At 64.9% G+C, this 18,002-nt stretch carries 19 protein-coding genes and 1 tRNA gene; 15 read left to right on the plus strand and 5 right to left on the minus strand.

Features of this window, described 5'->3' with window-relative positions:
* Positions 1–3: 3 nt before the first annotated feature.
* The 13 genes from ACZ9J7_RS18725 to ACZ9J7_RS18785 all read left to right on the plus strand — a co-directional run bounded on the left by ACZ9J7_RS18725 (position 4) and on the right by ACZ9J7_RS18785 (position 12,496).
* Positions 4–3,120 (plus strand): tape measure protein, encoded by a 3,117-nt coding sequence (locus ACZ9J7_RS18725; protein WP_476211502.1) that lies wholly within the window; start codon positions 4–6, stop codon positions 3,118–3,120.
* A 9-nt stretch (positions 3,121–3,129) separates the two neighbouring features.
* The gene (locus ACZ9J7_RS18730; RefSeq protein ID WP_476211503.1) at positions 3,130–4,032 is read left to right on the plus strand and encodes a phage distal tail protein; all 903 of its coding nucleotides are present in this window, start codon (positions 3,130–3,132) and stop codon (positions 4,030–4,032) included.
* A 9-nt stretch (positions 4,033–4,041) separates the two neighbouring features.
* On the plus strand, positions 4,042–5,082 hold the full coding sequence (locus ACZ9J7_RS18735; RefSeq protein WP_476211504.1) for a hypothetical protein: 1,041 nt from the start codon (positions 4,042–4,044) through the stop codon (positions 5,080–5,082).
* Positions 5,082–5,375 carry a hypothetical protein gene (locus ACZ9J7_RS18740; RefSeq protein WP_476211505.1) on the plus strand — a complete coding sequence of 98 codons (294 nt, stop codon included), beginning with the start codon at positions 5,082–5,084 and terminating at the stop codon, positions 5,373–5,375. Before ACZ9J7_RS18735 ends, ACZ9J7_RS18740 begins: the two co-directional genes overlap by 1 nt.
* On the plus strand, positions 5,372–5,587 hold the full coding sequence (locus ACZ9J7_RS18745; protein ID WP_476211506.1) for a DUF7620 family protein: 216 nt from the start codon (positions 5,372–5,374) through the stop codon (positions 5,585–5,587). The genes ACZ9J7_RS18740 and ACZ9J7_RS18745 overlap by 4 nt, the downstream gene beginning before the upstream one ends.
* A complete protein-coding gene (locus ACZ9J7_RS18750; RefSeq protein ID WP_476211507.1) occupies positions 5,584–5,967 on the plus strand; it encodes a putative phage holin in 384 nt (127 codons plus the stop codon). Before ACZ9J7_RS18745 ends, ACZ9J7_RS18750 begins: the two co-directional genes overlap by 4 nt.
* Entirely contained in the window at positions 5,960–6,928 is a 969-nt protein-coding gene (locus ACZ9J7_RS18755; protein ID WP_476211508.1) for a hypothetical protein, read from the plus strand. The genes ACZ9J7_RS18750 and ACZ9J7_RS18755 overlap by 8 nt, the downstream gene beginning before the upstream one ends.
* A complete protein-coding gene (locus ACZ9J7_RS18760; RefSeq protein WP_476211509.1) occupies positions 6,925–7,353 on the plus strand; it encodes a hypothetical protein in 429 nt (142 codons plus the stop codon). Before ACZ9J7_RS18755 ends, ACZ9J7_RS18760 begins: the two co-directional genes overlap by 4 nt.
* A 9-nt stretch (positions 7,354–7,362) precedes the next feature.
* Positions 7,363–8,460 (plus strand): hypothetical protein, encoded by a 1,098-nt coding sequence (locus ACZ9J7_RS18765; RefSeq protein WP_476211510.1) that lies wholly within the window; start codon positions 7,363–7,365, stop codon positions 8,458–8,460.
* Positions 8,461–9,450 carry a hypothetical protein gene (locus ACZ9J7_RS18770; RefSeq protein WP_476211511.1) on the plus strand — a complete coding sequence of 330 codons (990 nt, stop codon included), beginning with the start codon at positions 8,461–8,463 and terminating at the stop codon, positions 9,448–9,450.
* Positions 9,451–9,454: 4 nt separating this feature from the next.
* Positions 9,455–9,814 (plus strand): hypothetical protein, encoded by a 360-nt coding sequence (locus ACZ9J7_RS18775; RefSeq protein ID WP_476211512.1) that lies wholly within the window; start codon positions 9,455–9,457, stop codon positions 9,812–9,814.
* Between the two features lie 8 nt (positions 9,815–9,822).
* Positions 9,823–11,085 (plus strand): hypothetical protein, encoded by a 1,263-nt coding sequence (locus ACZ9J7_RS18780; protein WP_476211513.1) that lies wholly within the window; start codon positions 9,823–9,825, stop codon positions 11,083–11,085.
* A 67-nt stretch (positions 11,086–11,152) separates the two neighbouring features.
* Positions 11,153–12,496 (plus strand): O-antigen polymerase, encoded by a 1,344-nt coding sequence (locus ACZ9J7_RS18785; RefSeq protein ID WP_476211514.1) that lies wholly within the window; start codon positions 11,153–11,155, stop codon positions 12,494–12,496.
* Here the strand turns inward: ACZ9J7_RS18785 and ACZ9J7_RS18790 are convergent.
* A complete protein-coding gene (locus tag ACZ9J7_RS18790; protein WP_476211515.1) occupies positions 12,483–12,710 on the minus strand; it encodes a hypothetical protein in 228 nt (75 codons plus the stop codon). The two genes, ACZ9J7_RS18785 and ACZ9J7_RS18790, sit on opposite strands and share 14 nt — an antisense overlap.
* A gap of 280 nt (positions 12,711–12,990) precedes the next feature.
* Between ACZ9J7_RS18790 and ACZ9J7_RS18795 the strand changes: the two genes are divergently transcribed.
* Positions 12,991–13,911: a tyrosine-type recombinase/integrase gene (locus ACZ9J7_RS18795; protein ID WP_476211516.1), complete on the plus strand. Its 921-nt coding sequence runs from the start codon at positions 12,991–12,993 to the stop codon at positions 13,909–13,911.
* A gap of 55 nt (positions 13,912–13,966) precedes the next feature.
* Here ACZ9J7_RS18795 and ACZ9J7_RS18800 read toward each other — a convergent pair whose 3' ends face one another.
* Positions 13,967–14,263 (minus strand): hypothetical protein, encoded by a 297-nt coding sequence (locus ACZ9J7_RS18800; RefSeq protein ID WP_476211517.1) that lies wholly within the window; start codon positions 14,261–14,263, stop codon positions 13,967–13,969.
* Positions 14,264–14,367: 104 nt separating this feature from the next.
* Here ACZ9J7_RS18800 and ACZ9J7_RS18805 point away from each other — a divergent pair.
* Positions 14,368–14,440: transfer RNA gene (locus tag ACZ9J7_RS18805), tRNA-Arg, on the plus strand.
* 50 nt (positions 14,441–14,490) lie between these two features.
* Here the strand turns inward: ACZ9J7_RS18805 and ACZ9J7_RS18810 are convergent.
* From ACZ9J7_RS18810 to ACZ9J7_RS18820, 3 genes are all read right to left on the minus strand, one after another.
* Complete coding sequence (locus ACZ9J7_RS18810; RefSeq protein ID WP_476211518.1) at positions 14,491–15,381, minus strand: tyrosine-type recombinase/integrase; 891 nt, start codon at positions 15,379–15,381, stop codon at positions 14,491–14,493.
* Positions 15,382–16,143: 762 nt separating this feature from the next.
* Positions 16,144–16,452, minus strand: a complete 309-nt coding sequence (locus tag ACZ9J7_RS18815; protein ID WP_476211519.1) for a hypothetical protein — start codon at positions 16,450–16,452, stop codon at positions 16,144–16,146.
* A 182-nt stretch (positions 16,453–16,634) separates the two neighbouring features.
* Positions 16,635–17,861 (minus strand): ROK family protein, encoded by a 1,227-nt coding sequence (locus ACZ9J7_RS18820; protein WP_476211520.1) that lies wholly within the window; start codon positions 17,859–17,861, stop codon positions 16,635–16,637.
* Between the last annotated feature and the right edge of the window lie 141 nt (positions 17,862–18,002).

The raw sequence follows: 18,002 nt of genomic DNA on the forward strand, positions 1-18,002 counted from the left end.
CCCGTGGCCGCCGTTGAGCTTGCTACCGCCTACATTTCCCTGGTCCCCAGCCTGAAAGGCGCTAAGGGTGCCATCGCTGCGGACCTCGCAGGGGTCGATACCAAGGGCATCGGCAATGAGATGGGCTCCAAGATCGGCGGCGGCCTCGTCGGCTCCATGAAGGCCCTCGTCGTCCCGGCGCTCGCCGTGCTCGGGTCGGGCATGTTCGCTGGTTTCATCAAGGACGCCGCGGCGGCCAGTGACGCGACGGACAAGTTCAAGGCGACGATGAGCTTCGCCGGCATGGATACATCGGCGATCACGGCCGCGAAGGACGCGGCGAAGGCCTACGCGGACCAGACGGTCTATGACCTGCCGACGATCCAGAACATGACGGCCCAGCTCGCTTCCAACGGGGTGAAGGACTACACCGGGCTGACCCAGGCCGCGGGTAACCTCAACGCCGTGGCCGGCGGCAACGCTGACACGTTCAAGTCAGTGGCCATGGTGATGACCCAGACCGCGGGTGCCGGGAAGCTGACCACGGAGAACTGGAACCAGATGGCCGATGCCATCCCTGGTGCAGCGGGTCCCCTGATGAATGCCCTGAAGGAAGCCGGTGCCTACACGGGGAACTTCCGGGACGCGATGGCTGCCGGGCAGATCACGTCGGACGAATTCAACGCAGCCCTGATGAAGCTCGGCACCGATCCGGTGGCAGTGGAGGCGGCACGCTCCACGAAGACCTTCGAGGGCGCCATCGGGAACCTGCAGGCGACCATCAACGGCGGCCTGATGTCAGCGCTGGATGCGATCAAGCCGGCCGCGACAGGGGCCATCACCGGCCTTGCCGCCGGGATCGGTGGACTGTTCTCCTGGATTGGCAACGCTGTCACCGGCCTGACCTCGATCATCCGCGACGGGGACTTCACGGGAGCCCTGACGAAGGCTTTCGGAATGCAGGAGGATTCCCCGGTGGTGGGGTGGCTGCTGTCCACCCATGACTTCCTCGCGGCTGCGATCCCCGGGCTGCGGGACATCATCGTCCACGGCAACTTCACCGGGGCGCTGCGGGAAGCCTTCGGGCTGGAGGAGGACTCCCCCGCCGTCGGGTGGCTGCTGCGGACCCACGGCATCCTCGCATCCGGCCTGCCGGCGCTCCGCGATCTGATCCTCAAAGGCGATTTCACCGGCGCCATGCGGGATGCCTTCGGGGTGGAAGAAGACAACCCTGTCGTGGCCTCCCTGCTCAGTATGCGCGGAACGGTGATCGATGTCTTCGGGATGCTGCGTCAAGCGGTCGGTCCGCTCATCCCTTCCATGCTGGAACTCTGGTCCTCGGTGTCCCCGCTGGGAACGATCTTCCAGGCGCTCGGTCCCAGCATTCAGCCGCTGCTGTCCATTCTGGGCTCGCTGCTGAGCGTGGTCGGGTACTCGCTGGTCTCCGCGATCCTCGGGGTTACCCCGGCGCTGCAGTCACTCCAGCAGGTCTTTGTCGGCGTCTTCATGGACACCCTGTCCATGGCCCTGCCTCTGATCGCCCAGCTGGCCATGACCCTCGGGGCGACGCTGGCCCAGCTCATCCCGGTGCTGGTCCCGATCATCGTCCAGGTTGCCGAGCTGGCAGCCACCCTGGTGGGGCAGCTGGCACCGATCTTCATGCAGCTGGTGTCCGCGGTCCTGCCCATGGTCGTCACGGCCTTGACGGCGATCATGGGCGCGGTTGTCCCCGTCGTCCAACTGGTCGCCGGCATGCTGATCCCAACCATCCAATTCCTCCTGCCCGTGGTCACGACGGTGTTCGGTGTCATCGCGAACATCATCGAGGGCGCGATGCAGGTTGTCCTGGGGATCGTCCAGACGGTCACGGGTGTGCTGTCCGGGAACTGGGCCCAGGTCTGGGAAGGCCTCGGCAACATCTTCGGCGGCATCTGGAACACCATCACCGCCGCGGTCGGCGGGGCCTTCCAGGTACTCGGAACCGTCGTCGCCACCGGACTCGGCATGATCGCCGGGTTCTTCGCCCCGGGGCTGGCCGCAATCGGCCAGTTCTTCACCGACACATGGAACAACATCGTCGGCTTCCTGGCCGGGGTGTGGAACACCATCGCAGGGGTCGTCTCGGCCGGGGTGGCCATGCTGCTGGCCCCGATCGTGGCCGGCGTGACGGCGGCATGGGATTTCATCGTCGCCATCTTCACTGCTGTCGGTGGCTTCATCGCCGGCGTATGGAACTGGATCGTCTCCCTGGTGACGAACATCCTGATCGCGTTCTGGCAGACCCACGGCGCCCAGCTCACCGCGATCTGGAACACCGTGGTCAGCATCTTCAACATGATCGCCGGTTTCATCGCCGGGATCTGGAACACCATCGTCGCCGTCGTGGGCGGTTTCATCGGCATGGTCGTGGGCAACATCGTCGCCAACTTCACCTTCATCTGGGGCTTCATCTCCTCGATCTTCACCACGGTCTTCGGCTTCCTCGCCGGGATCTGGAACTCGATCGTCGGGGTGATCGGCGGCGCGGTGGGTGCCGTGTGGGGTGTCATCAGTTCCGGCTTCGGCGCTGCGTGGGGCTTCATCAGCTCCGTGTTCGGGCAGGTCGCCGGTTTCCTCGGCGGGATCTGGAACAACATCGTCTCCGGGGTCTCCGGGATGATCGGCAACGTCGTCGGGACCCTCTCAGGCCTCGGCGGGGCGATCATGGGCGCGCTCGCCGGCGCCGGCAACTGGCTGTTCGGGATCGGCAAGAACATCGTGGAAGGCCTGATGGACGGTATCAAGTCCCTGGCCGGCACGATCGGGAACTTCTTCCTGAGCCTGATCCCGGGCTGGATCGTCGGGCCGTTCAAGGCTGCCCTGGGCATCGCGTCGCCGTCGAAACTGTTCCGCGGCTTCGGTCGGAACATCGGCGAAGGCGTGATCCTCGGCGCCGGGGACATGAAGTCAGACATCACGTCCACGATGAACAATCTGGTCGACGTCCCCTCCGCTGCCGCGCTGAGCCCCTACAGCATGCCCGTGGCGGCTGGCAGGGCAGGGGCGGCCGGGGTGACGAACAACTGGACCATCAACCAGGTGGACGACCCGGTAGGGACGGCGCACGCAATCGCCCGGCGGCAAAACGCCTTGGCAGTCTAGGAGGACCGCATGCCTTACCCGAGCCCGCTCACGTACCCGGACGGGCTGCTGTCCCCCGGGTCGCTGCTCTCGGCGTTCCCGCCGGTCGCTGTCGGTGACGTGGTGATGAACACCGAGGACGCAACGGGGGTTCAGTGGGTCCTTGAGGAGCTGGAAGGCTGGGGCTCCCCAGGATCCACCGCCCAAGCCACGCAGCGTTCCCGCGGGCACGGCGGGACGATGTCCGAGGCTTACCTCAAGCCCCGGACACTCGTGGGGACCGGGGCGATCATTACCACGGACCCGGCAGTGCTGACGGCGGCGATTGATCAACTAATCGCCGCCGTCACCCTGGACCAGTTCCCCCTCACCGTGGCTGAACCGGGCCAGCTGCGCACCGTCATGGTGCAGCGGCAGGACGACGTCATCATCACCAAACTGAACGCCTACGAGGCTGCCTACAGCTTCCAGGTCGTCGCCAAGGACCCGCTCAAGTACGGCAACCTCATCTCTGCCTCAACGGTCCTCCCCTCCTCCACCGGCGGCCTGGTCCGCCCATCAACATGGCCCCGCACCTGGTCCGGTATCACTAACTCCGGGAAGATCACGATCACCAACGAAGGGAACTTCCCTTCCCCGGTCTGGATGCGCATCGACGGGCCAGTCCCCGCCGGCGGCTGGGCGGCAACCCACATCGGCAAGAAACAGACCCTCAGCTTCGCCACGTCACTCGCGCTCGCCGCGGGTGAGTTCGTCACCGTGGACAACGAACGCCGGGAAGTTCTCGCCCAAGGGCAGGCTGCCCGGTCCGGATACGTAACGTCCCGTGGCTGGTTCAACTTGGACCCGGGCGTCAATGAAATCGCATTTACAGCCCAGAACTATTCGGCGACGGCGCTGCTCACCGTCTCTACGAAACCCACCTGGTCTTAGGAGGCCCTCATGACAATCACCTTGCTGGCCCCGGACGGTCTCGCGGTCACCGCGCAGCAGGAACGGCAGGCAAACGCTGTCAGGCATGGCGGCGGCGCCGGGCGGCCACTCGGTGGCCGCTCGGGCTTCCGCGTGGACACCCCGGCTAATGTCTTGACGGCGACCTCAACAACATGGACTCTGGGCGCATGCACTGCCGAAATTGATCCGGGAGCTTCCACAGCTCAGGGAATGTACGGGTGGGCAAACGATTCCAACGTAAGCGGCCCCATGACCGCAGCGGATGCGACCTATGACCGTAAGGACATCGTCTACATCCAAATCAATGACCCCACGGCTGGCGACGGCACTGGGGCCCTCAGCTACACCCCCCAGTACGCCGCGGGACCGGCGGACGGAACAAACAACCCACCGGCGTTGCCGCCAAGGTCATTCCTGGTGGGAACCATCAATGTGCCAAAGGCTGGTGGCGGCTCCCCGTCCGTAGTGCTGAACACGGCCAAGTACGTGGCAGCGGGCGGGATCCTGCCCATCTATTCCCAGACAGAGCTGGATGCGCTGACGAAGTACGACGGACTCAGGGTAGCCAGGATGGACCTCCCCGGCCGCCCGGACTTCGTCTACGACGGCGCCAGCTGGAACGGCCAGGCCTGGACGGCTTACACCCCGGCCTGGGGCGGATGGGTGAACCTCGGCGACGGCTACCAGTCCAGCGGCTCCTACATGATGATCGGGCCCAAACTCTGCATGGTGCGGATGAAGCTGAAGGCCGGCGCCACCAACGCTGCCCTGGGCGGCGGAAACATCGCAGTGACCCTTCCGTTTACCTCAGCTGCCGGGCAAGCGACCAACGGCGAAGGGCAGTGGCTCCCTGGCGGCCCCAACGGCGGCCTGCAGAAGATCATGCTCTCCAACCCCGAGTCCAACAACATGGCCGCGATCTACACGAACCCCAGCGGAACAGCAATCGCCCAAGCACCTGGGGCGGCCGGCTTCGGCTACGGCCCAACCACGGAAGTGCACGCGACCCTCACCTACAGGACCGCCTAATGGAGCACTGGATCATCCCCACAGGTTTAGCCGAGGTGGGCCCATGGGGTCTCCTGGTCGGCGTCGTCGCGTTCATCTTCTACGGCGTCTTCAGGGGATGGATCATCCCCAAACCGCACTACGACACGCTGCTCCAGCGAGCGATCGCTGCCGAGACAGCGCTCGCCAAGGTCACCGAAACGAACGGGGTACAGGCGGACACCATCCTGAAGAACACCGCAGTCGGCGACACAGTTATCCGGGTCATGGGGGCCATCCAAGACGCGCGTGAGAACGCCGGAGGTACCCCATGAAATTCCTGAAGCGCCTCGCCGAGCTGCGGGAAGCGAATACCGCAGCCACCGAATCCACCCAGAAGGTCATGCAGCAGGCCGATGTGGATCACGAGAACGCGCTGGAGATGGACCGGCGGGTCACCGAACAGGCCCGCCGCCTCAGCAGCGCCGATCACCGCAACCACTACTCGGAGTCCCTGACTCACGCCTTTCAGGGGAGGACAGCATGACCATGCAGGACTACATATCCGCCGGGCTCCTCGGCATCATCTCGCTCGTCGCGGGGACCGTGGCTATCTACTGGCACCGGGCCACCAAAGGGACCTGGCGGGACTGGCCAGCCGGGCAGTCACTGATGGGGTTGCTGGCCATCATCACAGTGGGCTTCGGCTTCGGCGTGATCAACCGTTTCCTCGGCCAGTACCCCGGCCGGGCGGTGATCGGCATCATGCTCTACGCCCTGTTCGTGGGCGCGATCATCTGGATTGGCCTGACCGTCCGCAAGGAAATGCGCCGCGGCAAAGCCAAACTGCGCCAGAAGCACCCCACCCACACCGGGCCCGTGAACGTCATAGTCGCGTCCCAAAACGAGGAGGCACCCCTTGAGTGAGTATTGCCCCGGCGCTGTCCACGTCGACCAGGATAATGGCGGCGGACTTGACCGGTCCCTGCCTGCCCGCGCCGTCTGGCACATCACCTGGGACGCCCTGAAGCCTGACGGCTCCCAGCCGCAGTACTCCGCCGTGGCGAACTACCTGAAGAACCAGGGGTACTGCCCGCACCTGATGTGGAACCCCTTCACCGGGTACATCGAGCAGTACTACCCGGCAAGCCAGTCAGCCCGCGCGCTCGCCGCATGGAACGGAGACGGGGCCGCCTGCATCCAGATCGAGGTGTTCTTCACCCCGGGCTGTGTCGTGGACGGCGTGAAGTACAACACCGTGGCCGACACGCCCTGTAAAGGCCTGGGCACCATCCTGGACTGGCTGGACGGGTTGGGGATCCCCCGGGTCTGGCCGCTTGGCTCCCCGCAGTGGCAGGGCAACAGCCGCGACCCCGACGTCTGGAACAGCAGGGGCGGCCATTACGGGCACTGCAACGTCCCGGACAACACGCACACCGACCCCGGACCGATGCCCAACATCACCGGGACGGGCACCATTACCCCCCAAAGCACGACCATCACACTGGAGGACATTTTCATGGCACTCACCGAGGAAGAACAGCGGCGCATCCTCGCCGCAGCCGACAGAATCAACTACGTCGTGGACGATCCCAAGGCGAAGGTTCTGACGACGAACCATATCGATCAGGTGGCCTCCAGCGCCGCCGGCAAGGTCCTGAATACGCCCGTTGCCCGTGGCGGCGCCGGCGCCGGCCTTGGTGCAGAGACGAACCTTGGCGCCATCGTGGGCTGGTTCGACTCGGCCGTCCTGGGGCTGGCTGCTGCGATCAATTCCCAGGCCGCCGCCTCCGGTGCCAGCCCGGACCAGATCATTGACGCCGTGAAGCAGGCCCTGGCAAACGGCGTAGTACAGGTGGATGTCAGCGTGCAGGGGATCACCAAGTGACGGACTTCCTTGCACTGGACAACGCAGCTCTGTGGGCGCTCGCCGTGGGCTTCTTCAGCCCGCCGGTCATCAGCGTCATCCAGCAGTCCCGCTGGACCGCCCGGACCCAGTCCCTGGTGGCCTTCGCCTTCTACCTCGCGGTGGCCGCGGTGACCGCGTACGTCGCCGGGCTGTTCAACACCCCGGACGTGCTCCGGCTGGCGCTGCTGATCTTCCTCGCCGCCGGCACCAGCTATAAGACGCTCTGGAAGCCCACCGGCATCAGCCCTGCGATCGAATCGGCCACATCGCCAGGGCAGGACGCGCCCAAGCATTCGACTGCCGGCCCCGCTCCCATGATCAACAACATCACTATCCACGGGACCCCGGATCCGCAGGCAACCGAACAACGGGTCGCACAGGAACTGGACCAACTAGCTCCCTAGGAGGCAACGGTGACGCTCTCGTGGATCTCGGTCAACGCGAACAACGGGAGCGTCATCACTGACCTCACGGACTTGCGGGTGGACGGGGCATTGAAGCAGACCCTGATGCGGTTCGAGTCCCAGACGGCCAAGCTGCCCCTGGACAGCGCGCCCACGAACTGGCGGCAGGCGACGCGGAAGCGCTCGGTGTTCCTCGTCGCCCTGGACATCCTCAAGGACGGCACAGAGGTTCCCGTCTGGGGCGGCATGGTGACCAAACGGGTCACCAGCGCCGGCCCGGATGTCGAACTCTCCCTGGTCACGGGAGAGGGCTATTTTGACCGGGTCTACGTCGGGGACGAGACCTATACCAACGTCCCGCAGAACCTGATCGTGAAGGACCTGATCGAAAAGTACGCCGCGACCGGCGCCAAGCGCGGCATTCCGATCCGGGTGGAGATCCACGGCGGGGACGGGACGCCACGGACCAGGAACTACACGGACGCCGCGGACAAGACGCTCTACAGCATCCTCCGCGACCTCTCCGGCGTCGTCGGCGGCCCGGAATGGACGGTGGCCTGGGAATGGGTGGACGCCCAGACCCTGGGCCTGGTCGCCCACGTCGGTGACCGTCTAGGATCCCCACCCCCGGAAGACCTCAACCCGGCAGCCCAGTTCCACCTGCCGGGGTCGGTGACGTCCGCGGAGCTCACCGAAGGGTACAGCTCCTCCGAGGGCGCCAACGACGTCATGGCCGTTTCCTCCGGCGTGGACGGCGCCCGCCCCCAATCACCGCACCAGGTGGACGCCACAGACCTCAGCCCGCGGTTCGAATACCGCTGGACCCCGTCAACGTCCATCACCGACCCCGCGACACTGACCGCCCACGCGCAGCGTGCACTGGCAGCGATGAAGAACGGCACGCTGGCGCTCGCCATCACGGCCAACCGGGAACTAGCGCCACGTCTGGGCACTGACTGGTTCCTCGGCGATGACATCGGCTTTGACCTGACCGCGCCGGCGTGGCCGGACGGGCTGACCGGAACCGCCCGTGTTGTCGGCGCCGAAATCACCAACACCACGATCACGCCGCTGATCGACGTGTCCAACATTGAGGGGATCGACTAGATGGACCAGCCAGGGCTTCCCGGGTCACAATTCCCGGGCGAGGACGCGCTCCAGCGCCGGGTGCAGGACCTGGAGCGCGCCGTCCAGCAGTTCAGCGCCGCGAACGTCCTCGCCACCGCAGGTATCGGCGTCATCCCGAACGGAATCCTGGTCAACGGCCAGATGCAGTTCAAGCGCGAGGACGGCACGCTGGGCGTCAGCGTGGACCCGACCACCGGAACGTTCGTCGCCTACGACTCCGCCGGCACCTCGGCGGTGGCACGGTTCGGCGCGCTCATCGAGACCAACCCCGGCGCGTTCGGCGTGGAAGTCCTCGTCGGACCCACCTGGGTGCAGGTCGGTGCGCAGGCCACCACCTGGGACACTGTCTCCGGCAAACCCACGGACTTCGCACCGCTGGTGACCTCGCCGGTAGCGAACGCCACCAACGCAGTCAACGCCCAGGAGGCCACGCATGCCGGCCAAGCGGACGGCTCGCAACGGGGCTGGACCAACACGGTGGCCGGTACCGAGTTCTACGCCCTCTGGGTTGGCAACGACGGAGGTTTCCACTTCGGTAGGAACACATCCTCCATCGAGTACAAGGAGAACGTCCGGGCACACTCCATCGACCCGGAACAGGTGCTGGGCCCGCAACCAGTGCTGTACGACAGGAAGCCCACCTACCTGCCGGTCCGCACCCCTGACGGGCAGCCCGCCGAAGGCCCGGCCCAGCAGGTCCCGGGCCGGAAGAACGAATACGGCTTCATCGCCCAGCAGGTCGCGGAGCACATCCCGGAGCTGCTGACCTGGTTCGACGGCAAAGTAGACGGCCTGCGCTACGAACTGCTGGTCGTCGCCCACCAGGACCTGCTGCGCAACCACGAAAACAGGCTCCGTGCCCTGGAGGGACGCGAGCTGCTCACCTGGCCGGCCATCCAGCCCAACATCCAGGCACCCGGCGCTCCCGCCGTCCTGCCCGACCCGCTGCCCTACACGATTCAGGAGTAACCCGATGCGCAAACGCACATGGAAGAACGGCATCCTGGGCGGCACACCGCTCAACGACGTCAACCTCAACGCCCTGGAAGCCGACCTCGGCGCCGCGCTCCTCGCGCTCGCCGCTGACCCGTCCCTGTTGTTCTCCGGGGCGGTGACCCGGGACGCGAACGGCGTTGCCACGTCGGCGTCCCTGGTCTGGCCGGACGGTACCGCCGGGGTGTATTCGGGGACCCCGTCCACCACGTTTCCGGGTTCGGTGGATGCCTACACGGTGACCTATGCCGGCAGCCCCACCTTGACCATTACCCAGCCTGCCGTCACGCGTGACGCTGCCGGCCGGATCAGCAACCAGCCCGCCCGTACGATCGCCTAAGGAGCATCATGTCCGGATTCCTTGACCTGTCCCCGAGGGACGTTCTGAAGCGGGAACTGTCCGACCCGGCGAGCCCGGCGAATGGTCTACTTTCTGCCACTTATGGCCCTGCCGCCGTGGCAGCATCCGCGCCCCTGAAAACGGCCATCGTGGAGCAGATAGGCGAAAAGCTGATCTACTGGGACGACTTCGAACGGGCAAATGGGGCACCGGGGACAGCCCCGTCAGGGCAGGTGTACGACGTCACCGGAGCCGGGCTGCCACAGCTCGTTGGCGGTTCACTCGTCTGCACCGCAGTTGGTTCCGGTTACGCGGGCTTCCCGATCGCCTCCGGTCGCCGCTTCGCCGTCAAGTTCAAGGTGCTAACCACCGGAGGGGTAACCACCCCAGTCGCGATCGTGGTCGGGGCCGGGTCCAGCAGCACTGCGCTGATTGCTGACTCCGGGCACTTCATCGTCCAGCGGGACAAGTGGAGCTTCCAGTACCGGGCGGCCAATACCACCACCACCGTGCGGGACGGGTTCTTCGCCACGCCTCTGGTCAACGGGCAGGAGTACCTGTGGGAGGTTGTCCTGGAGGACGACGGCACAGTGACCTACCTGCTCGACGGCGGTTTCCTGGACTCGTGCAACGACCCGGCCATCACCTCACGGCTCGGTAACTACGCCTTCATCGAACCGACCAAGCAATCAGCGGGCGGCGACGAAACCCAGATCCTCGAAGCCTGGGCGTTCGGCGCAGCTTCCGCGACACTCCCGGCTGGCGCAAAGAACAAGGCGGGCAGGTCGGGATGGGCGCGGGCTCTGGCCAAACTGACCGGAGATAACCCGGCAATCGCCGGCATCGACCTTGTTGCTCGTAAGGGACTCGCCCAGCAGATGCGTGTCGGTCGGTCGCTGAGCGGCAACCTCCCGGCCGTCATTTGGAACGAACTGGTCGACCTTTACCTTTCGGGTACATCCACGCTCCGAACAAAGGCCACCGGCTTCTATGTCAACGACGGGCACGCCACCAATCAGGTCATCGTTGGGGCATTGTCAGGCGGCCCAGGCGTTTCCTTCCGTGACGCGAACACCCGGTTCAACAGCCCCGTCACTAAGGTACTCGCGACGGCTGCTGACAACGGCCTCCGGCCCGGCGTAATCGCCACCGCCTCGCGCCCGACAGCGGCATCCATGGGCGCCGGGACGATGATCTACGACTCCACCCTGAGCAAACCAATCTGGAGCGACGGCACCTTATGGCGTGACGCTACCGGCACGGCTGCTTAGCAAGGGCTAAGTGAAAGTGCGCGGCTGATATTCTGGCCCTTCAGCCGCGCACTTTCTGGGGGACTCCATGTTTGAAATACTCACGGCCATAGTGGTGTGCGCGGCAACAGTCGCCATCTCCCGGAGAACAGGCATCTGGTCGCTCCCGTCTCTTGCCGTCATTCTCTTCGCTGTCGGCTACTCAGTCCGGCTCGTGATCCTCCAAACCACCGGGCAGAACCTCCTGTTCGACGCGTTCTACATGCAGGACGAGCAGTACAGTGACATGGCCGGCTACGGCCTGATCGCCTTCGCTGTGATGTGCGCCGGCATCTTCTTCGGCGCCAATCCGCTCAAGAAGGCCGAATCTCCGGTTGACTTGGCCACACAAACACCTAAGCAGTATCGCCCGACGCTGCTGTTGGCCGCGGCGCTCGTCGCGTTTGCCGTGCAGGCGTACCTTCTAACTCGAAGCTTCGGAAGCCTCAGCATGGCCATCACGGCGCTCTCCCGAAGGACTTTCGTGGGAGAATCCTTCGCCGTCGCAGCCGCCATCACACCCATCGCCATGCCGCTGCTACTGGCGGCCCTAGTCCTCGCCAAACGAAACGGCAAGCGTGGAATCTGGTTGCTTAGCGTGCTGGCGTTTATCGCATCGCTCCCGTGGATCATGATCGTCAACGGCCGGGCAACAGTCATCGTCGCCGTGTGGGCATTGGCCCTAGCGTCCTTCCTGGCGTTTAGGAAAAAGCCCCGACCTGTCGCGCTGCTGGGGCTCGCCGTCTTTGCCCTCGCAACGTCAGTTCTCGGATTGGCATTCCGCTCCAGCAGCCAGTCCGGCCGCCCCTTCCTCGCTGAAGTGCAGAAGAACCTAGGCGACTCTCTTGCTATCTCCAGCGAATCCATCCCGCTCTTTGACCACACCCGCGTTGGCATGGAGTACGCGGGACTCTACGGACCAGGCCCAGAGTCCTCGATCTTCAACGCATTCAGCGTCCTTGTCCCGCGCTCAATCTGGCCCGACAAGCCCGAGTTTCTCCCTCAGGTTCTCGGGGAAACCCTCAAATACTCCGATTTGTCCGGACTTCCCGCAGGGCTACTCGGAGAGGGAATTATCCTAGGCGGATGGTTCGGCGCCATCGTCCTGGCCCTCATATTCGGCCTGTTCGTTGGTCTGGCGCACAGGTACACCATGCGGTCAACAGCCCTCACCCCCGTCGCCGCCTGGGCGGTGTTCACTGCGGTCAACGCCGTTTTGGTCGGCCTTAGGACTGGCGCCCAAGGTGGGCTGATTAGCCTTCAGATCGCCTTGGTGGCGCTTCCCATCGTGGCATTCGTCGGGTGGGCCACGGAAGTCAGGGAACCAAAGGCGCCGCGGCATCGCCCGTACTCAAGCCAACTGATCAAGAAGCCGACGTCTACTTCCGTTTGAACCAGAAGTACGCGGCGATCATCAGGCCCGCTCCAGCGAAGGACAATACCCCCTGAACGGCGATGAGGCGGTTATCTGGCGAGAGCCCGCCGGCATCGACAGACCACCGCCCCCCGATGTAATAGAAGACGCAGCCAAGCACGAACAACCCAATGGCCTGAAGTAGGCGCTCACTTGTTTTGGGCGGGCGGCGGTCATTCAGAAGATTCCCCATGCGCCAAGTCTAGGGCTCACCGAATGCCGTTGAGCCACTCGGCCTCTTCCATGCAGAATTCCGAGCACGCGTACTCCTGCAGCATAGGGGCCAATAAGACCGGTTAAGTTCCCCAACTGTCACAGCACGATCACGAAGCCCCGCCCTCTCTGGAGGGCGGGGCTTTTTCGGCGTAAGGTGGTAGTCCTCTCCCACAAAACGACGGCGGCCCCGCCAGTGTTGGAGCACTGACAGGGCCTATGCCGCCATCCATTCACCGCTAAAAGATCATGGAGACGACATGGAGAACACTACGCTCATTGGCGTACCCACAACACGTATCACCACACCGGCGGAGCTCGCTGCTGCCGGTTACCTTGCCCGGTACCGGGGCGGGACCCGGGAAACTTACAAGGTGTCCCTGAAGCTGCTCTTCAACTGGTGCGCCGGCCTCGGCGTCGATCCCTTGGAGGGCATGCGGCGGCCGGTGCTGGAGCTCTTCGCCCGGTACCTTGAGGACGAGCGGCACAACTCGCCGGCCACTGTCGCCCACCACCTCTCCATCATCCGGGGCTTCTACAGCTTCGCGGAGATCGACGGCTACATTGACCGCTCCCCCGCAGCCCACATCCGCATGCCCCGGGTGTTCCAGGACGAGTCCCGGACCATGGGATTGGACCGGATGGAGCTGGGCAGCCTAATCCAGACGGCCAGGGCGTCCTGCCCATCGGACGCTGCGTTGATCACCCTGATGGGCATGCTGGGGCTTCGGGTCTCCGAGGCCTGCAACGTCAAGATCGAGGACTACCAGGACATGGAGCGCGGCCACCGGGTACTCCGGCTGGTTGGTAAGGGCGGCAAGCCAGCAACCATTCCCTTACCAGTGCCCGTCTTGCGCGCCCTGGATGCGGCAGCTGGAGACCGGGCTTCCGGGCATCTGCTGCTGCGCCGGAAGTCAGGGCTGCCGGTAAACCGGAAGTCGGCCGCGCTCACGGTTACCAGGCTGTGCAGGAAGGCCGGCATCAAGAAGAACGTCACCCCGCACGGGCTCCGGCACTCTTTCGTCACAGCCTGCCTGGACGCCGGTGTGCCGCTGCGTGATGTTCAGGTGGCTGCCCGGCACTCAGATCCGCGCATCACCGCCCGGTACGACCGCGCCAGGCACAACCACGATCGGCACGCCAGCCACGTGGTTGCGGCCTTCCTCGCCGGCGCCGCATAAAGAAAGAGCGTCCCCACCCAGACCGTTGGGTGGGGACGCTCTCCAGGCCGCCTCGTCAGACGGCCAGCATGAGCCGCTGGAGCGTCTCCTTGACCTTCTTGGCTTCACCGTGGGAGATGCGGAAGTCCACGGTGTTGCCGGGAACGATGAGACTGACGGTGGTGTTGGTCAGTCCCTTCTTGGACGTGATGCTGGTGATGGACCGCACAGGCACCATCTCGGTGCCTTTACTCCTCAGCCCGGGAATGAGGCTGCCGGAGCGGGCCCATTCGACCCTGTCCGGGTAGATGGAGACCTTGGCGTTCTTGCCCGCGATGTGGGACGTGAAGGAGTGAAGCGGTTTATCGGACATGGAGACCCCCAGGTTGGTAGATGATGCTCAGAACATATCAGCCCCACACGTGCCCTGGACATCAAATATCGGTGTTTCGGGTGGGCTACACTGGATTGCGCCGCGCCCCAGTAGCTCAGGGGATAGAGCAGAAGCCTTCTAATCTTCGGGTCGGGGGTTCGATTCCCTCCTGGGGCACGTTGGGGAAGGGCCGGTCATCGTCATGATGGCCGGCCCTTTTGTCGTCCTCAGGCTGCCAGCGGCGCGTCCCCCGCCGCTGTGCGGCGCCGGCCGGAGCGCCGCGGGATGTCGATGGTGGGCAGGCTGTCGAATCCATGGCGTATGCCCTCGGGCCGGAGCTTGAGATAGAGCGTGGTGGTGTCCATGTTGGAGTGCCGCATGCTGCGCTGGACGACGAAGTCACTGACGCCGGCGTCGTGCATCTCCGTAGCCAGGGCGGCCCGGAGATCGTGCGGGCGGTGGTTCAGGCCGCAGCGCTTGATCGCTTCCCCGATCAGGCCCGACACGGAATTGCCGGTGATGTGACCTTCCCCCGCAGCGAACATCCGGTTACGGGTCCGGTTCGGGAACCAGTAGCCGGTCCTGGGCATCTCCAGCAGCAGCGGCCACAGCGCCGCTGGGACGGGCAGGGTGGCCGCCTTGCGCCCCTTGCCTACCGTGGACAGGGTCCGGGCGTTCCAGTCGATGTCAGAGCCGTTGACGGCCGCGATCTCGGAGACCCGTAACCCGAGGTAATAGTGCAGGGCGACCATGACGCGCGTCTTCCGGTAGATCCCGCCGTTGAGCAGCTGGTTGATCTCATCGACCGTGAAGGGGTTGGGCTCGCGCTTCCTGGTCGCCACCCTTGGCAGCCGGTAGGCGGGATTGTCCAACCTCAAACCTTCATCCTGCATCCACGCGAAGAACGTATGGAGCCCCGACCTACGATGCACCCTGGTCGAATTGGACCAGTTCTGTCCCGCCATCCAGATGATGAGCTGCTTCCGGGTCACCGTCTCCAGATCCACGTCCCGGGCCAGCTGCTTGATGAAGATCAGGCGCTCGCGGATGGTCTTTTCGGTGAGGTCTGCTGCTTTCATGCATGCGGTCCAGTAGTTCAGCGTGTCGTTGGTCTCCATTGGTAGCCCCCTGCTCTAGTGTGTGTTTCCGGTGTATTTTCTACACTGATTTGGCCTTGATTTCTGGCCGATATTCTGGAAGTTTTGCCTGTTCAGGCCCTGCTTTGCAGGGCCTTTGTCTTTTGCTTTTCCAGTCACCGCAGAGGGAGTAGAGGGAAGTTGGGAGGGGAGACTTCTGCCTTCTGGTCCGGTCCAAAAGCACAGGGCTGTGCTGGTGGGATTACGGACTGAAAGACAGAAGCTACTTGGACACCGCGTCGGTCACGTCGGTCGTCGGTCGTATCGCATCTGGCCCAGGGCATTACTTCTGGGCAGTGGCGGCATCCGGCAGCGCAGGGCTGCCGGGCGGTGTGTGTGCAGATCTGGCGGCCCGGCTGGGCCCACTGTAGGTGCTGGCACTTCTTCGATTCCACGGGATTGCTCTTCCGGGTGAACACCCTGCCTGCACACGCGACATTGGAACTGGCTCTGACCCAGTAAGCAGCCCGTATGTGAAGGCTTAGCGTGTTTTTGGGTGCACGAAAGCACCAGGCGGGGTAGCCGTACCGCCTCGATATGAGGGCGTCACGGGCTATGGACTGGTGCTGGGTGCAGTGGTTAGACTGGTGCAGCGATCAGGGTCCGTAGCCGGGGACTGATTGCATGGCCGGCGGATGGTGGTACATCCAGCCGGCCTTTACTTTTAAGTTGTGGTGTTGCCCTGCTTGCGGTGCAGGATCTCGGCGTACAGCTCCAAAAGGGCCTGGAGGCGCTCTTGGCGGCTCATGCGGCGGCCTCGGCCGCCGGTGCTTCCGGGAGCCAGAGGACCTTGAACGGGCCGAGGTGGAAGCGGTGGACGACCTCGGTCGTTGCCAGGGCGTTGAAGATGTCGGAGTCCCAGGCGGGATACCACCAGTCCCCATTCATCGACCCTTCATCGGGGCGCTTCTGGATGGCTAGGTGTCGGTCGCGCTCATACTGGCTGCGACCCTCAGGGTCTGCCAGGAGCACGGCGAAGGGTGGGAGGGCGTCGAGTTGCTCAACAGTGGTAAGGAGGGCGTCTATGTGAGGCCGCGCCGTTGCGGCGCTCACGCTGCGATCTCCAGGGGACTGTCGGCGAAGCGCTGCCGGCGGAACGGGCCTTCGATAACGTTCGATTCTTCTTCAGCCGAATCGCCAACCTTGTAATCCGCCGGTCGGGGGTTCGATTCCCTCCTGGGGCACCTTGGTGGCTGATGCCCCGGTCTTCGGACCGGGGCATCGTGCATCTGCTGCTAGGCGCTCAGCCGGTGCGGGGCTTCCACAAGGTTCCGGATCACACTGCCGGCGGCGCCGAGCAGGGCGCCAGACTCCCCCACTGCGGACATCGTGATGTCCTCCGGCGCATACTTGCCCGGCGCGTATGTCTGGACACTCTTCAGCAAGGGTTCCCGCAGCCAGGGTTCCAGGACCGCAAAGTGGCCACCGAGGACCACCGAATCGATGTCGACCACCCGGGCTGTCGATGCGAGTGCGATGCCCAGGCAACGGCCGGCATGTTCAACGGCGGCTACCGCCCCGGGCTCCCCGGCCTCCAGCGCCTGCAGGAGTGCGGCCGTGGCGGCCGAGCGGGAGCCCCCCTCAGCTGCCAGGCCGGCAGCGGAGAGAATGGCGTCCTGTCCCGCTGCCGTCTCAAGGCAACCGGTGCCTCCGCACGAACAGCGGCCGCCGTCCGGGTCCACCACGATGTGCCCCACTTCGCCGGCGTGGCCGCCAGGCCCGGTAAACAGCTCAGAACCAATGACGATCCCGCCGCCCACGCCCACCTCGCCGGAGACGAAGAGGAAGTTTGATGCCCCGTCCGGGCGGTGCCGCAGTTCAGCCAGGGCTGCGGCATCGGCCTCGTTGAACAAAGCAACTCCCAGTGCGGCTTCGGGCAACAGGGCGTCGAGATCGAGGTCCACATCGATCCAGCCCAGGTTGGGAGCGGCCAGCACCCGCGCGGCGGCCGGGTCCACCAGTCCAGGCACCGCCAGCCCACCTCCCAGGACCTCGACTCCCCGTTCTCCGGCGGCACTCCGCAACCTTGCGGCGAGGACGGCGAGCGCGGCGAGGACCGGCTTGTCCGGGCTGTTCCGGTTGTCACGTTCCTGTACCTCGCGGAGCAGCACCGTTCCGGCAAGGCCCACCACGGCTGCAGAAATGTAGTCCACGTTGACCTCCATTCCTATGACCGCACAGGCAGGGCTGAGTTCCAGCCCAACCCCCGGCCGCCCCCGGCCCTGCGGGTTCAGGCCGATTTCACGGATGATCCCGGCATCCAGGAGGTCCAGCACCAGGCTCGACACAGATGCCTTGGTCAATCCGGTGGCACCGGCCACCTGCGCGCGGCTGGGATGGGTGCCGGTCGGGAACTCGGCAATCGCCCCCAGGACCAGCGCCAGGTTGCTGCGGCGCACATCCCCCACGTTTCCGGGGGCCGCCCCTGCGGGTCCGGGCACTGCCGGCGCCGGCATCACCATCACACAGCTCCTCGGTCGGGCGCTTCCGCCAAATTTCCGGCGGCATGCCTGCCGGACTATTGACCCCACCATACGTCCGTCAATATAGTTCAGGCAATGAACTAAAGCCTCGCAATCCCGCAGGCACCCGATCGCAAGGAC

It is taken from the genome of Pseudarthrobacter sp. TE9888 (assembly GCF_056279345.1).

Coding starts and splice junctions, on each gene's coding strand:
- ACZ9J7_RS18730 (WP_476211503.1), top strand. CDS start 3,130: ATGCCTTACCCGAGCCCGCTCACGTACCCGGACGGGCTGCTGTCCCCC.
- ACZ9J7_RS18735 (WP_476211504.1), top strand. CDS start 4,042: ATGACAATCACCTTGCTGGCCCCGGACGGTCTCGCGGTCACCGCGCAG.
- ACZ9J7_RS18740 (WP_476211505.1), top strand. CDS start 5,082: ATGGAGCACTGGATCATCCCCACAGGTTTAGCCGAGGTGGGCCCATGG.
- ACZ9J7_RS18745 (WP_476211506.1), top strand. CDS start 5,372: ATGAAATTCCTGAAGCGCCTCGCCGAGCTGCGGGAAGCGAATACCGCA.
- ACZ9J7_RS18750 (WP_476211507.1), top strand. CDS start 5,584: ATGACCATGCAGGACTACATATCCGCCGGGCTCCTCGGCATCATCTCG.
- ACZ9J7_RS18770 (WP_476211511.1), top strand. CDS start 8,461: ATGGACCAGCCAGGGCTTCCCGGGTCACAATTCCCGGGCGAGGACGCG.
- ACZ9J7_RS18775 (WP_476211512.1), top strand. CDS start 9,455: ATGCGCAAACGCACATGGAAGAACGGCATCCTGGGCGGCACACCGCTC.
- ACZ9J7_RS18780 (WP_476211513.1), top strand. CDS start 9,823: ATGTCCGGATTCCTTGACCTGTCCCCGAGGGACGTTCTGAAGCGGGAA.
- ACZ9J7_RS18785 (WP_476211514.1), top strand. CDS start 11,153: ATGTTTGAAATACTCACGGCCATAGTGGTGTGCGCGGCAACAGTCGCC.
- ACZ9J7_RS18790 (WP_476211515.1), bottom strand. CDS start 12,710: ATGGGGAATCTTCTGAATGACCGCCGCCCGCCCAAAACAAGTGAGCGC.
- ACZ9J7_RS18795 (WP_476211516.1), top strand. CDS start 12,991: ATGGAGAACACTACGCTCATTGGCGTACCCACAACACGTATCACCACA.
- ACZ9J7_RS18800 (WP_476211517.1), bottom strand. CDS start 14,263: ATGTCCGATAAACCGCTTCACTCCTTCACGTCCCACATCGCGGGCAAG.
- ACZ9J7_RS18810 (WP_476211518.1), bottom strand. CDS start 15,381: ATGGAGACCAACGACACGCTGAACTACTGGACCGCATGCATGAAAGCA.
- ACZ9J7_RS18820 (WP_476211520.1), bottom strand. CDS start 17,861: ATGGTGATGCCGGCGCCGGCAGTGCCCGGACCCGCAGGGGCGGCCCCC.